The organism is Nocardioides jiangxiensis (assembly GCF_030580915.1).
Classification (GTDB): domain Bacteria; phylum Actinomycetota; class Actinomycetes; order Propionibacteriales; family Nocardioidaceae; genus Nocardioides; species Nocardioides jiangxiensis.
The window spans coordinates 2,117,530-2,134,653 of the sequence record NZ_JAUQTA010000001.1 but is presented as its reverse complement, the minus strand read 5'-3'; the positions used below and the strand labels follow the sequence as shown (position 1 = coordinate 2,134,653).

Annotated in this window: 19 protein-coding genes and 1 tRNA gene; 11 read left to right on the top strand and 9 right to left on the bottom strand. The window is 72.3% G+C overall.

Going from position 1 to position 17,124, the window contains the following annotated elements:
* The first annotated feature begins 147 nt into the window (after positions 1–147).
* The 6 genes from Q5722_RS10440 (at position 148) to Q5722_RS10415 (ending at position 4,744) form a co-directional block, all read left to right on the top strand.
* Positions 148–471, top strand: a complete 324-nt coding sequence (locus Q5722_RS10440; protein WP_305028143.1) for a hypothetical protein — start codon at positions 148–150, stop codon at positions 469–471.
* Positions 472–508: 37 nt separating this feature from the next.
* Positions 509–1,633 carry an alcohol dehydrogenase catalytic domain-containing protein gene (locus Q5722_RS10435; protein WP_305028142.1) on the top strand — a complete coding sequence of 375 codons (1,125 nt, stop codon included), beginning with the start codon at positions 509–511 and terminating at the stop codon, positions 1,631–1,633.
* On the top strand, positions 1,633–2,082 hold the full coding sequence (locus Q5722_RS10430; RefSeq protein WP_305028141.1) for an acyl-CoA thioesterase: 450 nt from the start codon (positions 1,633–1,635) through the stop codon (positions 2,080–2,082). Before Q5722_RS10435 ends, Q5722_RS10430 begins: the two co-directional genes overlap by 1 nt.
* Positions 2,079–2,990, top strand: a complete 912-nt coding sequence (locus tag Q5722_RS10425) for an alpha/beta fold hydrolase (RefSeq protein ID WP_305028140.1) — start codon at positions 2,079–2,081, stop codon at positions 2,988–2,990. Before Q5722_RS10430 ends, Q5722_RS10425 begins: the two co-directional genes overlap by 4 nt.
* Before the next feature lie 59 nt (positions 2,991–3,049).
* Complete coding sequence (locus Q5722_RS10420) at positions 3,050–4,099, top strand: ABC transporter permease (protein WP_305028139.1); 1,050 nt, start codon at positions 3,050–3,052, stop codon at positions 4,097–4,099.
* A gap of 126 nt (positions 4,100–4,225) precedes the next feature.
* Positions 4,226–4,744 carry an LppU/SCO3897 family protein gene (locus tag Q5722_RS10415; RefSeq protein ID WP_305028138.1) on the top strand — a complete coding sequence of 173 codons (519 nt, stop codon included), beginning with the start codon at positions 4,226–4,228 and terminating at the stop codon, positions 4,742–4,744.
* 83 nt (positions 4,745–4,827) lie between these two features.
* Here the strand turns inward: Q5722_RS10415 and Q5722_RS10410 are convergent.
* The 5 genes from Q5722_RS10410 to Q5722_RS10390 form a co-directional block, all read right to left on the bottom strand.
* Positions 4,828–4,909 (bottom strand) — tRNA-Gln (locus tag Q5722_RS10410).
* 58 nt (positions 4,910–4,967) lie between these two features.
* Positions 4,968–5,408, bottom strand: a complete 441-nt coding sequence (locus tag Q5722_RS10405; RefSeq protein ID WP_305028137.1) for an SRPBCC family protein — start codon at positions 5,406–5,408, stop codon at positions 4,968–4,970.
* Between the two features lie 27 nt (positions 5,409–5,435).
* A complete protein-coding gene (locus tag Q5722_RS10400; protein WP_305028136.1) occupies positions 5,436–5,696 on the bottom strand; it encodes a DUF6752 domain-containing protein in 261 nt (86 codons plus the stop codon).
* Positions 5,680–7,263, bottom strand: a complete 1,584-nt coding sequence (locus Q5722_RS10395; protein WP_305028135.1) for a LicD family protein — start codon at positions 7,261–7,263, stop codon at positions 5,680–5,682. Before Q5722_RS10395 ends, Q5722_RS10400 begins: the two co-directional genes overlap by 17 nt.
* Positions 7,260–7,691, bottom strand: coding sequence for an FAD synthase family protein (locus tag Q5722_RS10390; protein WP_305028134.1), 432 nt, complete (start codon positions 7,689–7,691; stop codon positions 7,260–7,262). The genes Q5722_RS10395 and Q5722_RS10390 overlap by 4 nt, the downstream gene beginning before the upstream one ends.
* A 106-nt stretch (positions 7,692–7,797) precedes the next feature.
* On the opposite strand from Q5722_RS10390, the gene Q5722_RS10385 reads away from it, so the two are divergent.
* A complete protein-coding gene (locus tag Q5722_RS10385; protein WP_305028133.1) occupies positions 7,798–8,940 on the top strand; it encodes an ATP-dependent DNA ligase in 1,143 nt (380 codons plus the stop codon).
* 65 nt (positions 8,941–9,005) lie between these two features.
* Positions 9,006–9,563, top strand: coding sequence for a hypothetical protein (locus Q5722_RS10380; protein WP_305028132.1), 558 nt, complete (start codon positions 9,006–9,008; stop codon positions 9,561–9,563).
* Between the two features lie 19 nt (positions 9,564–9,582).
* Here the strand turns inward: Q5722_RS10380 and Q5722_RS10375 are convergent, their stop codons facing one another.
* Complete coding sequence (locus Q5722_RS10375; protein WP_305028131.1) at positions 9,583–10,851, bottom strand: lipase family protein; 1,269 nt, start codon at positions 10,849–10,851, stop codon at positions 9,583–9,585.
* A gap of 161 nt (positions 10,852–11,012) precedes the next feature.
* Here Q5722_RS10375 and Q5722_RS10370 point away from each other — a divergent pair, with 161 nt between their 5' ends.
* Positions 11,013–11,639 carry a TetR/AcrR family transcriptional regulator gene (locus Q5722_RS10370; protein ID WP_305028130.1) on the top strand — a complete coding sequence of 209 codons (627 nt, stop codon included), beginning with the start codon at positions 11,013–11,015 and terminating at the stop codon, positions 11,637–11,639.
* Here the strand turns inward: Q5722_RS10370 and Q5722_RS10365 are convergent.
* Positions 11,628–12,719: a DNA polymerase domain-containing protein gene (locus Q5722_RS10365; RefSeq protein WP_305028129.1), complete on the bottom strand. Its 1,092-nt coding sequence runs from the start codon at positions 12,717–12,719 to the stop codon at positions 11,628–11,630. The genes Q5722_RS10370 and Q5722_RS10365 overlap by 12 nt on opposite strands.
* Before the next feature lie 67 nt (positions 12,720–12,786).
* On the opposite strand from Q5722_RS10365, the gene Q5722_RS10360 reads away from it, so the two are divergent.
* Both Q5722_RS10360 and msrB read left to right on the top strand, forming a co-directional pair.
* Positions 12,787–13,821: a winged helix DNA-binding domain-containing protein gene (locus Q5722_RS10360; RefSeq protein WP_305028128.1), complete on the top strand. Its 1,035-nt coding sequence runs from the start codon at positions 12,787–12,789 to the stop codon at positions 13,819–13,821.
* A 39-nt stretch (positions 13,822–13,860) separates the two neighbouring features.
* Complete coding sequence (gene msrB, locus Q5722_RS10355; RefSeq protein ID WP_305028127.1) at positions 13,861–14,262, top strand: peptide-methionine (R)-S-oxide reductase MsrB; 402 nt, start codon at positions 13,861–13,863, stop codon at positions 14,260–14,262.
* Between the two features lie 84 nt (positions 14,263–14,346).
* Here msrB and Q5722_RS10350 read toward each other — a convergent pair whose 3' ends face one another.
* Positions 14,347–14,862: a cysteine dioxygenase gene (locus Q5722_RS10350; protein ID WP_305028126.1), complete on the bottom strand. Its 516-nt coding sequence runs from the start codon at positions 14,860–14,862 to the stop codon at positions 14,347–14,349.
* A 213-nt stretch (positions 14,863–15,075) separates the two neighbouring features.
* Positions 15,076–17,124: a prolyl oligopeptidase family serine peptidase gene (locus Q5722_RS10345; protein ID WP_305028125.1), complete on the bottom strand. Its 2,049-nt coding sequence runs from the start codon at positions 17,122–17,124 to the stop codon at positions 15,076–15,078.

Below are 17,124 nucleotides of genomic sequence, written 5' to 3'. Positions count from 1 at the left end.
GAGTCTGCCCCCAGACCCCGTACGCCGGGGTGCCCGTGGGCTTGACCACCCCGCCGCGCCATGGCGTACGCCGATCCGGCCTGCCTAGCGTCGAAGCACCCGACGCCGGCACCCGGCCGGCGCCCGAACTCCGGGAGGGACGTCTCCATGCACTCCATCACGCGCCCGCTCGCCGGCGGGTTCATCACCGCCGTCGCGCTCGTCACGCTCGGCGCGACCGCCGCCCACGCCGGCGAGATCACCGGCAACGGGAAGAGCCTCAAGCAGCCCGACGGCTCGCTCCACGGCGCCTCGATCTGCGCCTTCTCCGGCCTCAACGACGCGTACAGCGGCGACCCCACGGTGCCGGACGAGGACGGCTTCTACCGGACCCAGAACTGGGGACAGATCCCGGCCGAGGGCAAGGCGTTCCTCACCTCGATCGGCCTCAACCCCGGCAACTCCTGCAAGCCCGGCTTCGAGGAGCCCTGACAGACGCCGGACGGCGCCGGGTGCCATAGTCGGCTGCGTGAAGATCACCGGCGCCGTCCTCTCGCAGCGCGACCTCCCGCGCCCGTACGCCGACTCCGCACCCCTCGCGGTCACGGAGCTGGAGCTCGCGGATCCCGGACCGGAGGAGCTGCTGGTCCGGATCGAGGTCGCCGGCCTGTGCCACTCCGACCTGTCGGTGGTCAACGGCGACCGACCGCGGCCGCTGCCGATGCTGCTCGGCCACGAGGCCGCGGGCGTCGTGGTGGCGACCGGCCGGCTGAGCGCCGACGCCGACCTCTTCCCGGTCGGGCAGCGCGTCGTCCTGACCTTCCTGCCGCGCTGCGGTGAGTGCGAGGCCTGCGCGACCGACGGCGTCCGTCCCTGCACTGCCGGGTCGGCAAGCAACGGCACGGGTGAGCTGCTCTCGGGCGGGACCCGGCTCCTGCGCGGGGAGGAGCCGGTCCTGCACCACCTGGGCGCGAGCGCCTTCGCCACGCATGCGGTGGTCGACCGGCGCTCCGTCGTGCCGGTGCCGGCCGACGTTCCCGCGGAGGTGGCGGCGCTGCTCGGCTGCGCCGTGCTGACCGGCGGCGGCGCCGTGCTCAACACCGGTGGCGTGCGACCGGGAGGACGGGTCACTGTCGTCGGCCTCGGCGGTGTGGGCATGGCCGCGGTCATCACCGCGCTCGCCCTCGACGGAGTCGAGGTCTGCGCCGTCGACATGCAGCCGGACAAGCTGGCGACGGCCCTGCGCCTGGGCGCGGCGCGCGCGGCGACGCCCGCCGACGCAGCTGCCGACGCTGCGGCGTTCAAGGGCGACCTCGTCATCGAGGCGGCCGGCTCGGTCCCCGCGTTCGAGACCGCGGTCGCCCTGACCGCGCCGGGCGGCCGCACCGTCACCGTCGGGCTGCCCCACCCCGACGCGCGTGCCGCGGTCTCGCCGCTCGGGCTGGTCGCCGAGGGCCGCTCCATCGTGGGCAGCTATCTCGGCAACGCGGTGCCGCGACGTGACATCCCGCGGTTCGTGGAACTCTGGCGTGCCGGCCAGCTCCCGGTCGAGGAGCTCGTCTCCGACCGGATCACGCTGGCCGACCTCAACACCGCCCTGGACCGCCTGGACGCGGGAGCAGCCCTGCGCCAGCTGATCGTGATGGAGCACTGATGACCGAGGCCACCGAGACCGCGCCGCGCGACCTCCGGATCGAGCAGTTCCCGCACCAGCGGGACTACCCGATCCGCTGGGCCGACATCGACCGCTACGGCCACCTGAACAACGCCGTGCAGTACCTGATGATGGACACCCTCATCAACGACTTCGTGGCCGACGCCGCCGGGATGCCGCCGCACCACCTGCCGGCCGTGGGGCTCGTCGTCGAGACCGGCTGCCTCTACCTGCAGGAGATCCTGCCCACCCACCGGCTGCGGCTGGGACTGCGGTGCCTCCACACGGGCAGCTCGAGCATCCGCTACCAGGTGGGCTTCTTCATCGACACCTCGGAGACGCCGGCCGCGGTGTCCCGCTTCTCCGTCGTGTACGCCGATCCCCAGACCCGCCGGCCCACGGCGATCCCGGCCGTGATCAAGGCCGCTGCCGAGGGCATCCGGTCGTGACCTCCCGCCCGCTCCGCCTCGTGCCGGACGTCGGCACGGACCACTTCGAGCTCCGGGTCGCCGACGGCACGCGGCTCGACGTCGAGGCGGACGGGCCGGTCGACGCCGCGGTGACGGTCGTGTTCGTCCACGGCTTCACCCTCGACCTGACCAGCTTCCGCCACCAGCGCGCGACCCTCGACGCGGCCGGCGGCAACGTACGCCGCATCTACTTCGACCAGCGTGGCTTCGGCAGCAGCGCCCGAGGCCCGCGCGGGGTCGCCAGCATCGACCAGCTCGCGCTCGACCTCGCCGAGCTCGTCGAGGCCGCGCCGGGTGCCGTCGTCCTCGTGGGCCACAGCATGGGCGCGATGGTCATCCAGGCCCTTGCCGGCCTCCGGCCCGACCTGATCGGCGGCCGCGTGCGCGGCACGGTGCTGATCGCGAGCGCTCGCTCGGGCCGCGAGATCGACCTCCACGGCCTCGAGCTCCTCGCGCGGCTCGTCGGCCCGCGGGCACTACGCGCCCTCCACCGCGCACGTCCGCTCGTCCGGCTCGCGGGCCGGGCGCCCTTCGACCTCGTCGCGTGGGCGATGCACGACCGGCGTTCGCTCGCGGTGCACCGGCGTGCCTTCGCCGAGATGGTGCAGGCCAACCCGCTCGACGTGGTCGCCGACTACCTGGCTGCGATGTTCGCCCACGACGCCCGCGGCTCCGTTGCCGAGCTGGGCCGCACCGAGACGGTGGTCGTCGCGGGACGCAGCGACCTGGTCACCCCGGTCGCCGCCAACCGCCGCCTCGCCCGCTCCATCCCCGGCTCCCGCCTCGTCCTCGTCGAGCGGGCGGGGCACATGGTCACCTTCGAGGGCGCTCCTGCCGTCGACGAGGCGATCGCCGACGTCGTCGCGAAGGTGATCGCCGCGGGCTGAGCGGGGGCGCTACGGTCGTGCCCGGACGTCGGGCGACGTCCGCCGGAAGGAGCCTCCGCATGAACCACCAACGGCGCACGCTGTCGAAGCTCGGCCTCGCCGTGGCACTGGCCGGAGCCGCGATCCAGCTGCTCCTCGGCTGCTACTACCTGGCGATGGCCCACGCCCCGAAGCCGCACCACCTGCCGGTCGGCATCTCCGCCCCGGCCGAGGAGCGGTCCGCGATCGTGCCGCAGCTCGAGCGGGACGGCTCGTTCCGCGTCGAGGAGTACTCCTCGGCCGACGCCCTGGTCGCCGCGGTCAAGGAGCGCAAGGCGTACGGCGGCTACGTGCACGACGCGAAGGGGCCGACGCTCTACGTGGCCTCGGCCGCCTCTCCGGCCGTCGCCAACCTCCTCAAGGGGATGTACAGCCAGGAGTACGAGCGGCGGATCGCCGACTCCGTCGGAAAGGTGACGGCGGCAGGCGGCCCGGTCCCGGCCGCGACGGCAGCCCGGCTCGCCCAGCCCCCGGCCATCGTCGACCTGGTCCCGCTGCCGAAGGCGGACAGCGCCGGCAGCTCGCTCGGGTTCCTGATCCAGGCGCTCAGCCTCGGAGCCTCGATCGCCTCGATGGCGCTCGGCCAGCTCGGGAAGCGCGTCGACCGCTCGACCATGCGCGGCCTCGGGCACGCAGCACTGCTGGTCGTCTACGCCCTGCTGTCCGGCGGTGTGGCACTGCTCGCGATGTCCTTCTACGGCGTGGGCAGGGGCGCCGACCATGCCGGGCTCTTCGTCGCCTTCTCGCTGGTCTCGCTCGCGATCACGGCCTCCACCGCGGCGGCCGTGGCGCTCGTCGGCCGGGCGGGCGCCCTCGTGGGTGCGCTCTACTTCACGCTCGGCCTGATCATCTCCGGCTCCTCGATCGCGCCGGAGATGCTCCCGCACGCCGGACGCACCATCGGCCGCCTCCTGCCGCCGGGTGCGGGCGCGTCGTTCATCCGCGACCGGCTCTACTTCCCCGACGCCTCCGACCACCTGCCGCTGCTCGTCCTCGCGGCGTTCGCGTGCGTCGGCCTGCTGGTCGTGCTGGCGCGCAACGCCCTCGCCGGGCGGACGACGACGGCCTGACGTCCGGCGAGGGCCGGTCTTCTTCTCAGGACATTTTCAGGATTTCCGGGACAAGCCGGCCACCCGCCACCTACGTTCGCCCGCGTGTGTGTCCCGCTCGGGGATGCCCAGCCCACGGGGGACATAATGAACAAGAAGCTCGGCGGCGGCATCCTCGCCGTCATCGTCGCCATCGGCATCAAGATCGCCATCGGCCTCGGCCTCGGCTCCGGCATCGGCTTCCTCAGCGAGAAGGCGAAGGCCCCGGACGTCGGCGACTGCGTGGTCGTCACCGGCCCCTCCTCCAGCCCGGAGGTGAAGAAGAAGGCGTGCGGCTCCGAGACGCTCTGGAAGGTCGCCTCGGATGACGGCAAGTGCGACGAGCTCGAGGTCAGCTACACCGTCACCGTCACGGGCGCCAAGGCCGTCAACCTCTGCCTCGAGGAGGATGCCGCCGTCGGCGAGTGCCTCCAGATCAACCCCGACGACCCGAACGTCCTGGACAAGCAGGTCGCCTGCACCGCCGCGCCCGCTGCCGGCACGTTCGTCGTGAAGGTGACCAAGGTCGACACCACCACGGCGGACCTGAAGTGCGGCAAGCGGGAGCTCCCGCTTCCGAACAAGACCCGCCACACCTCGATGTGCATCGGCAGGACGTCCGCCTGACACGCACCGACGTACGAACGGGCCCGGAGCTGATGCTCCGGGCCCGTTTCGTCGTTTCGGGTCCTCGTCCGGGGACTCGCGGATGGCTCCCCAGGTAGGAGTCGAACCTACGTCGCTAGTCCTGATTCAAAGTCAGGCGGGCCCTGCCGGCAGACCAACTGGGGACTGCTCCCCACAGGGAGAGCGCGACCAACCCTAGGACCATGCGGGTGCCGGCACGCAGTCAGAGTGCCTCGACGTTGCGGACCAGTGCCTCGCTGGTGTGCCGGACGGCCACTGCGATGAGGGGCTTGACCGCAGCCGCGACGGCCCGGCCGGCCGGGCCACCCGGGAGCGTGTAGCTGATCCACGCCGACAGTCGCGTACGCCCGTCGCCGAGGTCGGCGAAGGTCCAGCGCTGGGTGTTGCGGATCCCGCTCACGGACTCGATCTCGAGGAGCCGGTCCTGCTCCCACGCCGTGCACCGGATCCGCGAGGTCAAGGTGACACCGAGCCTCATCACGCCGTCGTACGTCGCCCCGACGCCGTGGGTCTGCTCGGTCACCGGCCGGATCTCGTGTAGCCCGTAGATCCAGTCGCGGGTGCGGTCGTGGTCGTCGACATAGGCGAAGACGACGGAGACGGGCGCATCGATCTCGACGCTGTGCTCGACGACGCTGGCCACGCGCTCACGGTAGCCAACACCCGGTCGTCACAGCCGCGAGCGGTAGCGCTCCAGCACCTCCTCCACCCGCACGTCGTCGCGCAGATGGATCGGGACCAGCAGCTCGGTCACCACGTCGGTCAGCTCCGCGACGCGGCGCTGGAGCTGGCGTGCCTCCTGTGCCTCCTCCTCCAGCGCACGCAGGCGCACCTCGACGGCACGGTGGGACTGCACCTCGCGGTAGCGGTCGCGGGCACGGCGGGCAGCCGAACGGGCCTTGCCGCGGGCGCGGTCAGTGAGCTCGGACATGGGACTCCTCCTCGAGGACGGTCAGGTCGGACAGGTCGCGTACGCCGCGGGGCCAGCGCACCCGCAGCCTCGCCACGCGTGGGTCCTCTCCCGTGGCGAGCAGCTGCTGGTCGTCGATGACGCCACCGGAAGCGGCGACCTCCCGGGCGACCAGGTCGGGGTCGAGCCGCCGCACGAGGCCATCGGGCTCCGGCGCAGGGAGGCGGCCGGGACCGGTCGCGGCGTACTCGAGGTGGAAGGTGCCGCCCTCGGCCGTCGCCATCCGGGCCAGGCGCCACAGGTGCCCGCGGGCGTGCGGCGTGAGGCAGCCGACCAGCTGGCGCGAGTAGAGCTCGGGGCGGAGCCGGCTCAGCTGGGCGCCCACCGACGCGACGAAGCGGAGCTCGTCGAGGATGAGGCGCTGCGGCGTGACCGGCAGGCCGGAGCGGCGGGCCCGGCGACGGATCGCGTGGATCGCCGGGCGGGAGAAGTCGTACGCACGCACCTCGTGCCCCCGTCGCGCGAAGTGCAGTGCGTCCCTCCCCCGCCCGGCCCCGAGGTCCACGACCAGGGCATCGGCCGGCAGCCGGCCGGCAACGACCTGTCCGAACTCCGACGGCGTCTCCCACTGCCCGACACGCTCGAGGTGGTGCTCGGACCACGCGGGCATCTCGGTGCGGAAGCCGCGCAGCCACCCGTCGAGGCGACGGATGCCGGCCGGCGGGTCGGCGTACCGGAACGACGGGTCGGGGACGCGCCAGCCCGGGCCGTAGACGAAGGCAAGCATCGCCTCCGGATCGGCCGGCGCCGGGAAAGCGTGACCCTGCAGGACGATCGTGGAGACCGGCAGGATGCTCTCGCGCGGGAGCTGCCCGCTGCGGTTGCCGAGCTGGAAGAAGCGCCCGACGGTGTGGAAGGCGACGAAGACGTCGATGTGGCAGACCCGCCCGTCACTGAGCGGCAGCAGCAGCTTGATGTCACCACCTGACATCCGCAGCACGTCCCAGCCGAGGTCGCGCATCACGCGCTCGACGCGGTAGGACTCGCGGATGACGTCGACGGGGTCGCTGAACCCGGACAGGTAGCAGACGTCGGTGTCGCTGTCGTGGCCGAGCATGCGGCCGTCGCGCACCGCGCCGAGCAGGGCGCCGTAGTTGAGGTACGCCTCGACGCCGGCCCGCTCACGCAGGTCGGCGAGGGCCCGCCCGGTGCCCGCCAGGATCTCCTCGCGGACATCGGCGGAGGTCTCGGCGAACGACCGGGTCAGGTGACCGACCTTGTCGATCGAGAGCGGGTGACCCGACGCGTCGACCACGCGGATCCGGCCCTCACCGGAGCCGAGCACCAGCTCCGCGTCGTGCACCACCGAACCGTCGGTCCGGCTCACCTGCACCCGCGCCCGCCCGTCGAGGAACGACGCCAGCGCCGGCGGCCAGGGCACCACGAGGCCGCCACCGGAGCGGCGTACGCCGTCGCGCGCCGGGGTCGTCGACCACACCCACGCCCCGTCGAAGGAGACCTGGAGGGGGACGGACAGCAGCTCGGCGCCGGCGACCGTCAGGCCGTCGGCGTCCACCTGGAGGGTCATGACGCGCGTCCGTCGCGCAGCTTCAGGGCGCGCCGGAGCGCGGTCGAGGAGGTCTGCAGCGAGTAGGGGAAGTAGACGACCTCGACGCCGAGCGACGCCATCTGTCGCTCGAGCCGGTCGCCCTTCTCGGTGCCGCGCCAGTCGTCGCCCTTGAAGAGCCGGTGGAAGCCGACGACGGCGTGCGCGTCGGCCTTGGACGGGGTGTCCTCGGCGTAGACGGCGTCGACGATGCCGATCGCGTCGACGATCGCGAGGCGCTCGGCGAGGGGCACGGTGGGCGTCACGCCCTTGGCGAGCTCGCACATCTCGTCGGTGACGACGCCGGCCACGAGCACGTCGCACTGCTCGCGCGCCTGGCGCAGCAGGTTGAGGTGACCCACGTGGAAGAGGTCGTAGACCCCGGGGACGTAACCGATGAGCGGACCCACGGCGAACTCCTTTACGTTGTTTCCAAACCAATTTACTGCACTTTTATGTCGAGGTCGAACCGGCGCGCTCCCCCGGGTGTCACCCCCAGGGCCTAGGGTCGGCTCCATGGACCTGCCCGTGATGCCTCCGGTGCTCCCGATGCTCGCCAAGCCGGCGAAGGCGTCCGCCGCCTTCAGCCCGGCCACCGCCGACAAGCTCGACGGCCTCGCCTTCGAGCCGAAGTGGGACGGCTTCCGCTGCCTGGTCTTCAAGGACGGCGACGAGGTCGAGCTGGCCAGCCGCAACACCAAGCCGCTCACGCGCTACTTCCCCGAGGTCGTCGCGGCCATGCGCGAGCAGCTGCCCGAACGCTGCGTCCTCGACGGCGAGATCTTCGTGGCGGTCGGCGACAGGCTGCAGTTCGAGGTGCTCCAGGAGCGGATCCACCCGGCTGCCTCCCGCGTGACGAAGCTGAGCCAGGAGACCCCGGCCGAGTACGTCGCCTTCGACCTGCTCGCCCTCGGCGACGACGCGCTGCTCGACCGCCCCTACGCCGAGCGGCGTGAGCTGCTGGCCATGGCGCTGACCGGCCTGGCCGCGCTCGAGCCCGTCGCCTCCGTCTCCGACATCACCGGCCGGGCCAGCCGCGTCCACCTGACCCGGATCACCACCGACCCGACAGAGGCCGCGAGCTGGTTCGAGCGCTTCGAGGGCGCAGGCCTCGACGGCGTCATCGCCAAGCCGCTCACCGCGGCGTACGAGCCCAACAAGCGGACCATGCTCAAGGTCAAGCACGAGCGCACTGCCGACGTCGTCGTCGCGGGCTACCGGCTGCACAAGACCTCGACCGACGAGAAGCCGCTGCTCGGCTCCCTGCTCCTCGGCCTGTACGACGGCGGCGAGCTGCAGCACATCGGCGTCGCGGCGAGCTTCACCGCCACCCGACGTGCCGAGCTGGTCGACGAGCTCGCCCCGCTCGTGTGCCCGATCGAGGATCACCCGTGGGGCCGATGGCAGGAGTTCCTGACCGCCAACCCCGACCGGGTGCCCGGCACGCAGAGCCGCTGGAGCCAGGGCAAGGACCTGTCGTTCGTGCCACTGCGCCCCGAGCGCGTGATCGAGGTCGGCTACGACCACATGGAGGGCCGTCGCTTCCGCCACACCGCGCAGCTCAAGCGCTGGCGCACCGACCGTGACCCCGAGACCTGCGGCTACGACCAGCTCGACGAGCCGGTGTCCTACGACCTGTCCGAAGTCCTCTCGGGCTAGGTCGGGGTACCCCCCTGTCGCGGGTACCCGCGTACTCCCTAGAGTGGAATCAGGAGGCGATTGACATGGCTGCAACCGGACCGACCTACGACGTGGTGCTGCTCGCCGAGCAGGCCCTCTCCGAGGTGGATGCGCAGGAGGTGATCGCGCTCCACGAGGAGCTGGAGACCGACCAGCAGGTGCGCTACCACGTGCTGATCCCGGTGGAGGACGCCGCCGCGCGCGTCGAGGCGACCCTCGGCTCGCTCGGCGCCGGCGAGCCGATGGTCGTGCCCGCGATGGCGATGAACGACCTCGACCTGGAGGCGGTCCGCGAGGAGTGCCTGCAGCAGTCCGCGGACGCCCTCGCGACCAGCCTGCGGCTGCTGCGGGCAGGAGGCGTGGAGGCCGAGGGTCGCACCGTCGAGGAGCCACCGGTCGCGGCGCTCGCGAAGACCATCGCCGAGACCGACGGCCGGGAGGCGATCATCCTGACCCGGCCGCACCTGGTCGCCGAGTTCTTCCACCTCGACTGGACCTCGAAGGCACGGCGCAAGCTCGAGGTGCCGGTGCTGCACCTGCTCGAGCACGAGTCGATCGTCGAGCAGTCCGCCGGCAGCGGCGAGGGCGTCAGCGGCGTCTGACGCCCGTCGCCGCTGCGGGTCAGGCGGGCTTGAGCGGCGTCAGCGGGTTGCCGGCCTTGATCGTCGAGCAGTTCGTCGGCGCCGTCGTCCCACTGAAGCGCGCCGTCAGCCACGACGTGGCCTGCGGCAGCCAGACCGGCACCGAGCTGAAGTGGCTCAGCGGGTACTCGTGGTGCACCACGCGCACCCCGGCCGCGCAGTACTTGCGGGCGAGCGAGCGCACGTCACCGGCGATCATCACGCCGTCACCGGGGCCCAGACCGGCCTTGCTGGCGAGCGTTCCCTCCGCCTCCCCGAGCGTGCCCTGCCCGATGAACATCGGGATGGTCGGGTTCGGGCGCGTACCGAGGTTGAGCTTGTTGACCGTCGACACGAAGATCGGGATGGAGGCCGGGTCGACGTAGGCCGGCTTGACCAGCTTCTTCCAGGTCAGGCCCGGGTAGGCGCCGAGCACCTGGGTGATCGAGGCGTTCTGCAGCTTCGCGTAGACCTGCTTGCCGTAGTCGCTCAGGTACGGCGTGAGGTCGATGCCGAACCCACGCGCGACGCCCACGACGGCCATCGGCATGACGCCGGCCCAGACGAGGCTGCCGTCGATGTAGCGCAGGTTGGCGGACGGGCGCACGAGCACGCCGCCCTCGGCCGCGCCCACCAGGCGCCTGTTGATGTCCGGCGCGTATGCCGGCGCGAGGACCGAGGCCCAGTTGGTGGCGATCGCGCCACCCGAGTAGCCGATCAGGCCCGCCCTGGCGCCCGGGGCGATGCCGGTGCCGGACGCCGCGAGCGCGGCACGCATCGAGTCCAGCGTGACCATGCCGTACTCCGGCCCGGCTGCGAAGTCGGCCGTCGGCCCCTGGGTGTCGGCGATGACGACCGCGTAGCCCTGGAGCAGGAACTGGGTCATCATCGCGGTCTCGAAGTGGGCTGCCAGCCCACCCGGGTTGGTCCCGCCCGCGATGGCGCGCGACGGGCCGTCCTCGGGGTTGAGGGAGTCGTAGAACGACTGGTAGCCGATGACCTTCGACGTCGCACCGGTCAGCGGCTCGAGCACGGACGTCACGCCCGCGACCGCACGGCCGCGCTGGTTCGTCGTGCGGAAGACGATCTGCTTGACGCGGACCGGGAGCGAGAGGCCGGCGAGCGAGTACGCGAGGGTGCGCGTCTTGAGGATCGCCCCGGGCGCGTAGTCCGCGAGCGGCTTGCTGCCGGTGTAGGTGTAGAAGGCGTCCGGCGCGCTCGCCGCCGTCGCCGCGCCGGGGCCGAGGACCGCCGCCATCGCCGTGGTCACCGTCAGCACCCCAGCGGCCACAGCCGCCCCGATACCCGTCCTGCGCGTCGCCCGTCGCCGCATGTCGCCTCCATGCCCTGTGTCGTGCGTCTCACGACATCCGGAGCACTCTTGTTTACGACCCTGTCAATTGTCAATGGGTAGCCCTAGACTCCGACGCCATGGCCGAGCAGATCCCCGCAGCAGACGGAAGCCGCCGACGGCTCTCCGCAGGGGACCGGCGCGACCAGATCGTCGCGACGGCGACCGACGTGTTCATCGAGCGCGGCTACCAGGGCACCTCACTGGAGGACATCGCCGCGCGCGCCGGCATCACTCGGCCGCTGATCTACCACTACTTCCGCGACAAGGACACGCTCTACCTCGAGATCCTGACCCGGGCACGGGCAGCCCTCGACGCAGCGATCGTCGACCACGTCCCGTCCGACGCCTCCCCCGAGGCACAGCTCCGCGGCGGGATCGAGGGCTACTTCCACTTCGTCCAGGAGCACATGCACCTGTGGGAGCTGCTCTTCGGCGGCGGCACCGCCGTGGCCGGCGCCGTGGCCGAGGAGGCCACCCGCCAGCGCTTCGAGACGTCGGAGAAGATCGCGCTGCTCGTCTCCGCTGCCGCTCCCGACGAGCCCGCACTCCGCGCGAACGCCTATGCCCACGCCATCTCCGGCGCCGGCGAGGCACTGACCCGCTGGTGGCAGCACCACCCCGAGGTCACCCTGGAGCAGATCGTCGAGCTCCACATGGACACCGTCTGGCGCGGCCTCGGCCCGGTGCTCGACTCACTCGGCTGAGGACTGGCCGATCCGGTTGCCCGCGGCGTCCCAGTGCTCCGCGACCTTCTTCGACGGCTGCACGCGCGGCGGCTCCCCCGGCATCTTCGGGTAGTCCGGTGGCCAGTTGGCCTCGCGCGGGTCGGCCTCCCACAGGTCCAGCAACGGGCGCAGGTCGCCCTGCCCTCCGGCGTACGACGGGTGGTCACCGCGGGCGACGCGCTCCCGCACCGTGAGCAGGTTGAAGGCCCGGGGGTCGGTGATCTCCACGAGCTCCTCCCACGTCACCGGCGTACTGACCGGGGCCCCCGGGAGCGGCCGCAGGGAGTAGGCGGACGCGATGGTGCGGTCACGGTTGTTCTGGTTGAAGTCGACGAAGATGCGCTCGCCGCGCTCCTCCTTCCACCACGCCGTGGTGACGCCACCGTCCCGCTTCTCCAGCTCGCGGCCGAAGGCGAGCGCAGCGTGGCGGACCTCCTCGAAGGTCCACTGCGGCCGGATCGGCACGAAGACGTGGACGCCTCGGTTGCCGCTGGTCTTGGGAAGGCCGGTCAGGCCCAGCTCCTGGAGCAGGTCGCGGGCCAGGCCCGCCACCCGGACGGCATCGGCGAACGTCGTGCCCGGCTGCGGGTCCAGGTCGATCCGCAGCTCGTCGGGATGGTCGGTGTCGGCGCGACGGCAGGGCCAGGGATGGAAGGTCAGCGTGCCCATCTGGGCGGCCCACACGGCCGTCGCCGGCTCGGTCAGGCAGACCTCGTCGGCGGTACGCCGGCTCGGGAACGCGATCCGTGCCGTCTCGACCCACTCGGGGGCACCCTTGGGGATCCTCTTCTGGTAGAAGCCCTGCCCCTCCTTGTCGGTGGGACCAGTCGCCAGGCGCATGCCCTCGCGCCAGCCGTCGGGCCAGCGCTCGAGAGCGGTCGGCCGCTCGTGGACCCACTCCTGCATCGCATCGCCCACCGCGGCGAAGTACTCCGCCACGTCGAGCTTGGTGATCGCGGGCGTGCGGTCCGTCGCCTCGTAGACCACGCGGTCCGGGCTCGAGATCCTGACCTCGCGGCCGCCTGCTGCGACGTACGCCTCCTTGCGACTGCTCGCCATGACCCCAACCTACTGGCCGGCCCCGCTCCCCCCGGGGAATGTCAGTGGGAGGTGGCACGATCGCCGCATGAGGGCATCGCTGGCTCCCCACCGCCTCCGGCCGCAACGGCTCGTCGGAGCACCGCTGGCCGGGCCGGCGGAGGTCGTCGGCCACCTGGGCGGCGTGCAGTCACAGCTGCACGACATGTCGCTGTGGGCGATCGGCCGGCGCTGCGGCGCGACGCTCGCCGACGTCGAGGCCTCGTTCGCCGCCGGCGCCTTCGTGCGCACGCACGTACTGCGGCCCACCTGGCACCACGTCCTTCCGGCCGACCTGCCCGACCTCCTCGAGGTGACCGCGCCGCGCGTCCGCCAGGCATCGGCGAGCAACAGTCGCCGCGACGGCCTGACGGCGGAGTCGATCGCCCGCTGGTCCGCCCTCGCCATCGAGGCGATCCGTTCGGCCGGGCCGCTGACCCGGCCCGAGGTCGAGGCACGCCTGGCCGAGGAGGGCTTCGAACGGGTGGGCAACGCGATGGCCCACGTCATGATCGAGGCGGAGCTGACGGGCGAGATCCACAGCGGACCACCGCGCGGCAAGCAGCAGACCTACGTCGCGGCCTCGCTCCCCGCCTCGCGCCGCAGCCCGGACGAGCGTCTCGGCTGGCTCGCACGCAGGTACGCCGAGGGGCACGGCCCGATCGCGGCGGTCGACCTCTCCTGGTGGGCCGGGCTCACCCTGACCCAGTCACGCCGCGCGATCGGGCTCGCCGGCCTCGAGCCCTTCGGCGACGGGCTCTTCCGTGCCGGGCCGGAGCAGGAGGTCGACGTGCCCGCGGCGATGCTGCTCCCAGCCTTCGACGAGCTGATCTCCTACGCCCGCTCCCCCGAGGACTACGCCGGTGTCGACGGCGACGTCGGCACGGTGCTCCGGTCGACCGGCCTGCTCTTCGTCGACGGCGGTCTGGCCGGATCGTGGACCCGCAAGGTCGGCCGCCAGGCGACGCTCGTCACGGTGACGCCGCGGCGCGCACTGAGGCGGGCCGCGCGGTCGGCGCTCGAGGAGGAGGCTGAGCGCTACGGGCGCTTCCTCGGCGCCCCGGTGGACCTGGTCGTCGCCTGACCACTGCCTCCTGCTGGACCCCGGGCGTACTCTCGGGGCGTGGGCTACGAGGTTTCCAAGAGCGACGACGAGTGGCGCGAGCAGCTGACCCCTGCGGAGTACCAGGTGCTCCGCCAGGCCGGCACCGAGCGCGCGTTCACCGGCGAGTACACCGACACCGAGACGACCGGCGTCTACCGCTGCAAGGCCTGTCAGGCCGAGCTCTTCCGCAGCGACACCAAGTTCCACTCGGGCTGCGGCTGGCCGTCGTTCTACCAGCCCGAGTCCGAGGCGATCGAGTACATCGAGGACCGCTCGCACGGCATGGTCCGCACCGAGGTGCGGTGCGCCAGCTGCGGCTCGCACCTGGGCCACGTCTTCCCGGACGGCTACGGCACGCCGACCGGCGACCGGTACTGCATCAACTCGATCGCGCTGACACTCGAGCCGCGCGAGTCCTGAGGTCGCCCGGAGCGGGTGCGCCAACGGCCGCCGAGCGCTGCCCGACGACCGGTCAGCAGCGGCTCAGCGGCCGGTGGCCCGGCCTCAGCGACCCGTCTCCGCCGAGATCAGGCGGATCCGGTCGCCGAGGAACTCGTAGTGGTTCATGGCGTCGAGCCGGGCGCCGTACGCGTGCAGGGAGACGACCTGCTCGCCACTGCGGTTCTGCACGTCGTGGACGTGACCGGCGCCGTGGACCCGGATCGAGTTGCTGGTGACCTGGGCGAGCTTGAGCCCGCCGCTCCAGTTCTGCTCGACGAGGCGGCCCTCGAGCACCGTGAAGGCGCCAGCAGCCGATCCGTGGTCGTGCCAGCCGGTGCTGGCGCCGGCAGGCCAGGTGATCAGCCAGAGCTGGTGCTCGTCGGTCTCCTCGACGAGGACGAACGCGCGCTCGGTCGCCCCCGGCTCCAGGACGGGAACGAGCTCGAGGAGGTCGGCGCGATCGGCGTTGTCCTCGATGACGCGCACGAGATGGTCGAGCCGGGCACGGGTCGGACGACCCTGGGCGGTGCGGGCCTGCGCCGCACGGAACTGCTGGGAGGTCGGGAGCGGGAGGGTCATGGGAACTCCTGGGACGTGTGGGTGGGGCCCGCGCCGTGGCGGGCGCGGGCCCCGTTGCCGGGGGACATGGGGGGTGGTTCCGCACGCGGCGTACGGCGCGGAGAGGTCCTTCAACGACAGCCAGGCCGGCGCGGTGTCATCCTCGGCAACATGTGATCAATGTAGATTGTTTTACTCCACTTTGCAAGAGTGTGCGGACGCACTGCCGCACCCTCAGGCGAGCAGGTCGGGCGTGACCATCTCCTCGTCGAGCAGGTGCCGGCCGAGGAAGCCCAGGCAGGTCTGGTACCAGACGCGCGCGTGCTCGGGCGTGAGGACCCAGTGGTTCTCGTCGGGGAAGTAGAGGAAGCGGTGCTCCGTGGTGCCGTCGTCGGCGGCGGGGAGCCCCGACTTCGTGAGCAGCTCGTACCAGAGCCGCAGCCCCTCCCCGATCGGGACGCGGTAGTCCTTGTCGCCGTGGATGACGAGCATCGGCGTCACGATCCGGTCGACGAAGTGGTGCGGGCTGTGCGCGGCCATCATCGCCGGCGACATCTCGCGCTCCCAGTAGAAGGCGCCGTCGGTCGTCGGACCGAACCCCTCGAGCGACCACAGGCTGGCGTGCGTGACGATGCAGCGGAAGCGGTCGGTGTGCCCGGCGACCCAGTTGGCCATGTAGCCGCCGAACGAGCCGCCCATCGCCGCCGTGCGTTCCTCGTCGACGTCAGGGCGCGCCACGCAGGCGTCGGTGACCGCCATGAGGTCGGTGAACGGCGCATCGCCCCACGCACCCCAGCCTCGCTGCACGAACTCCTGCCCGTAGCCGGTGGAGAGGGCAGGGTCCGGGAGCAGGACGGCGTACCCCCGCGCGACCATGAGCCACGGGTTCCAGCGCCAGGACCACGCGTTCCAGCTGTTGAGCGGCCCGCCGTGGATCCAGAGCAGCAGTGGCGCGGGGGCATCGGCCGAGGCGCCGTCCGGCAGGGCCAGCCAGCCGCGCACCCGGGCGCCGTCGGCCGCGGTGGCCTCGACCTCCGTGAGCGTGCCCGGCAGGGCGGGAGCCGCAGCCGGACCACGGAGGAGCTGCGCCTGGACCGGCTCGCACGAGGCGCGGAACGCAGCGAGGTCGACGCGCACCGGCTCCGCCGGGGCGAGGTACGACGAGCGCAGCGCGTACAGGGTGGCGCCGTCCGGGCTGACCCGCACGTCGGTGAAGGCCGCGTCGTCGGCGGTGACCTGTCGCACGGCGTCCGGGTCGTCGAGGGCGAGCAGGAAGACCGGGCAGCGGCCGTCGGAGTCCGCCGTCAGCACGATGCCACTGGAGTCGGCAAGCCACGCGAAGGACGCCGGCCACCGGTCCCACGCCGGCGCGAGGATGCGCGGCGGCTCGCTGCCGTCGAACGGGACCAGGCAGATCCGGACCGCGGGCGCGGTGGTCGCCGTCGAGCGGACGTGGTGCTCGGCGACGACCCAGCGGCCGTCGGGAGAGACGACCGGGTTCACGTACTCGGTGTCGGGATCGTCGAGCAGCGTCCGGCACTCGCCGGTGACGCTGTCGACCACCACGACCGTCATCCGCTGCCCCGCACCCTCGGGCACCAGCCACGCGGTGACCAAGGCGGCGCCATCCGGGGACAGCGAGGCGCCGACGTACTCCCCCTGCAGCTGCGGGCCGGCACCGGTCAGCTGGCGCAGGTCGAGCTCGTCCTCGCCGAGCGTCGCCAGGTAGCGGCGGGGCTGGTCCGGGCCGAGGTCGTGGTCCCAGATCCGCACCGGGTAGGCGGTGTGGAGGATCGCGCTGACCTTGCGCTCCTTGCGGGCCTTGCGGCGCTCCGCGTCGTCGTCCAGGTCGACCGACGCCCCCAGCACGGGGGCGGTGACGGACACGACGGGGACGTCGCGGGCCGTGACGACGTCACCGAGGCCACCGGCGGCGCGGGCGATGACACGGGCCTCACCACCGGCCGCCGGGAGCAGCCAGAGCATCGCCTTCGGGTCGTCCTCCTCCGTCGCGTCCGGATCAGGGCGCGCGGAGGTGAAGAGAAGGTCGCCGGTCGACACGAAGCGCGCGGAGGTCTCCCCCTTCGCGCTCCGGGTCAGGCGACGTGCCGGCGCCTCGCCGGTCGGGTCGACCTCCCACAGCGCCGAGACCCATCGGGTGCCGTCGTGGTCGAGGGAGGCCACCGCAGTGACCAGGCGGGTGCCGTCGGGCGAGAGCTCCAGCCCGGAGAGGCGCGGAAGGCGCAGGAACGCGTCGAGGTCACCGGCGGAAGGTTGCGTCAT

Bases quoted from the DNA above. Each gene is read 5' to 3' on its own strand.
- Q5722_RS10360 (WP_305028128.1), top strand. From the start codon at position 12,787: ATGAGGGCATCGCTGGCTCCCCACCGCCTCCGGCCGCAACGGCTCGTC.
- Q5722_RS10440 (WP_305028143.1), top strand. From the start codon at position 148: ATGCACTCCATCACGCGCCCGCTCGCCGGCGGGTTCATCACCGCCGTC.
- Q5722_RS10420 (WP_305028139.1), top strand. From the start codon at position 3,050: ATGAACCACCAACGGCGCACGCTGTCGAAGCTCGGCCTCGCCGTGGCA.
- Q5722_RS10345 (WP_305028125.1), bottom strand. From the start codon at position 17,124: ATGACGCAACCTTCCGCCGGTGACCTCGACGCGTTCCTGCGCCTTCCG.
- Q5722_RS10415 (WP_305028138.1), top strand. From the start codon at position 4,226: ATGAACAAGAAGCTCGGCGGCGGCATCCTCGCCGTCATCGTCGCCATC.
- Q5722_RS10370 (WP_305028130.1), top strand. From the start codon at position 11,013: ATGGCCGAGCAGATCCCCGCAGCAGACGGAAGCCGCCGACGGCTCTCC.
- Q5722_RS10365 (WP_305028129.1), bottom strand. From the start codon at position 12,719: ATGGCGAGCAGTCGCAAGGAGGCGTACGTCGCAGCAGGCGGCCGCGAG.
- Q5722_RS10350 (WP_305028126.1), bottom strand. From the start codon at position 14,862: ATGACCCTCCCGCTCCCGACCTCCCAGCAGTTCCGTGCGGCGCAGGCC.
- Q5722_RS10380 (WP_305028132.1), top strand. From the start codon at position 9,006: ATGGCTGCAACCGGACCGACCTACGACGTGGTGCTGCTCGCCGAGCAG.
- Q5722_RS10395 (WP_305028135.1), bottom strand. From the start codon at position 7,263: ATGACCCTCCAGGTGGACGCCGACGGCCTGACGGTCGCCGGCGCCGAG.
- Q5722_RS10385 (WP_305028133.1), top strand. From the start codon at position 7,798: ATGGACCTGCCCGTGATGCCTCCGGTGCTCCCGATGCTCGCCAAGCCG.
- Q5722_RS10400 (WP_305028136.1), bottom strand. From the start codon at position 5,696: ATGTCCGAGCTCACTGACCGCGCCCGCGGCAAGGCCCGTTCGGCTGCC.
- Q5722_RS10430 (WP_305028141.1), top strand. From the start codon at position 1,633: ATGACCGAGGCCACCGAGACCGCGCCGCGCGACCTCCGGATCGAGCAG.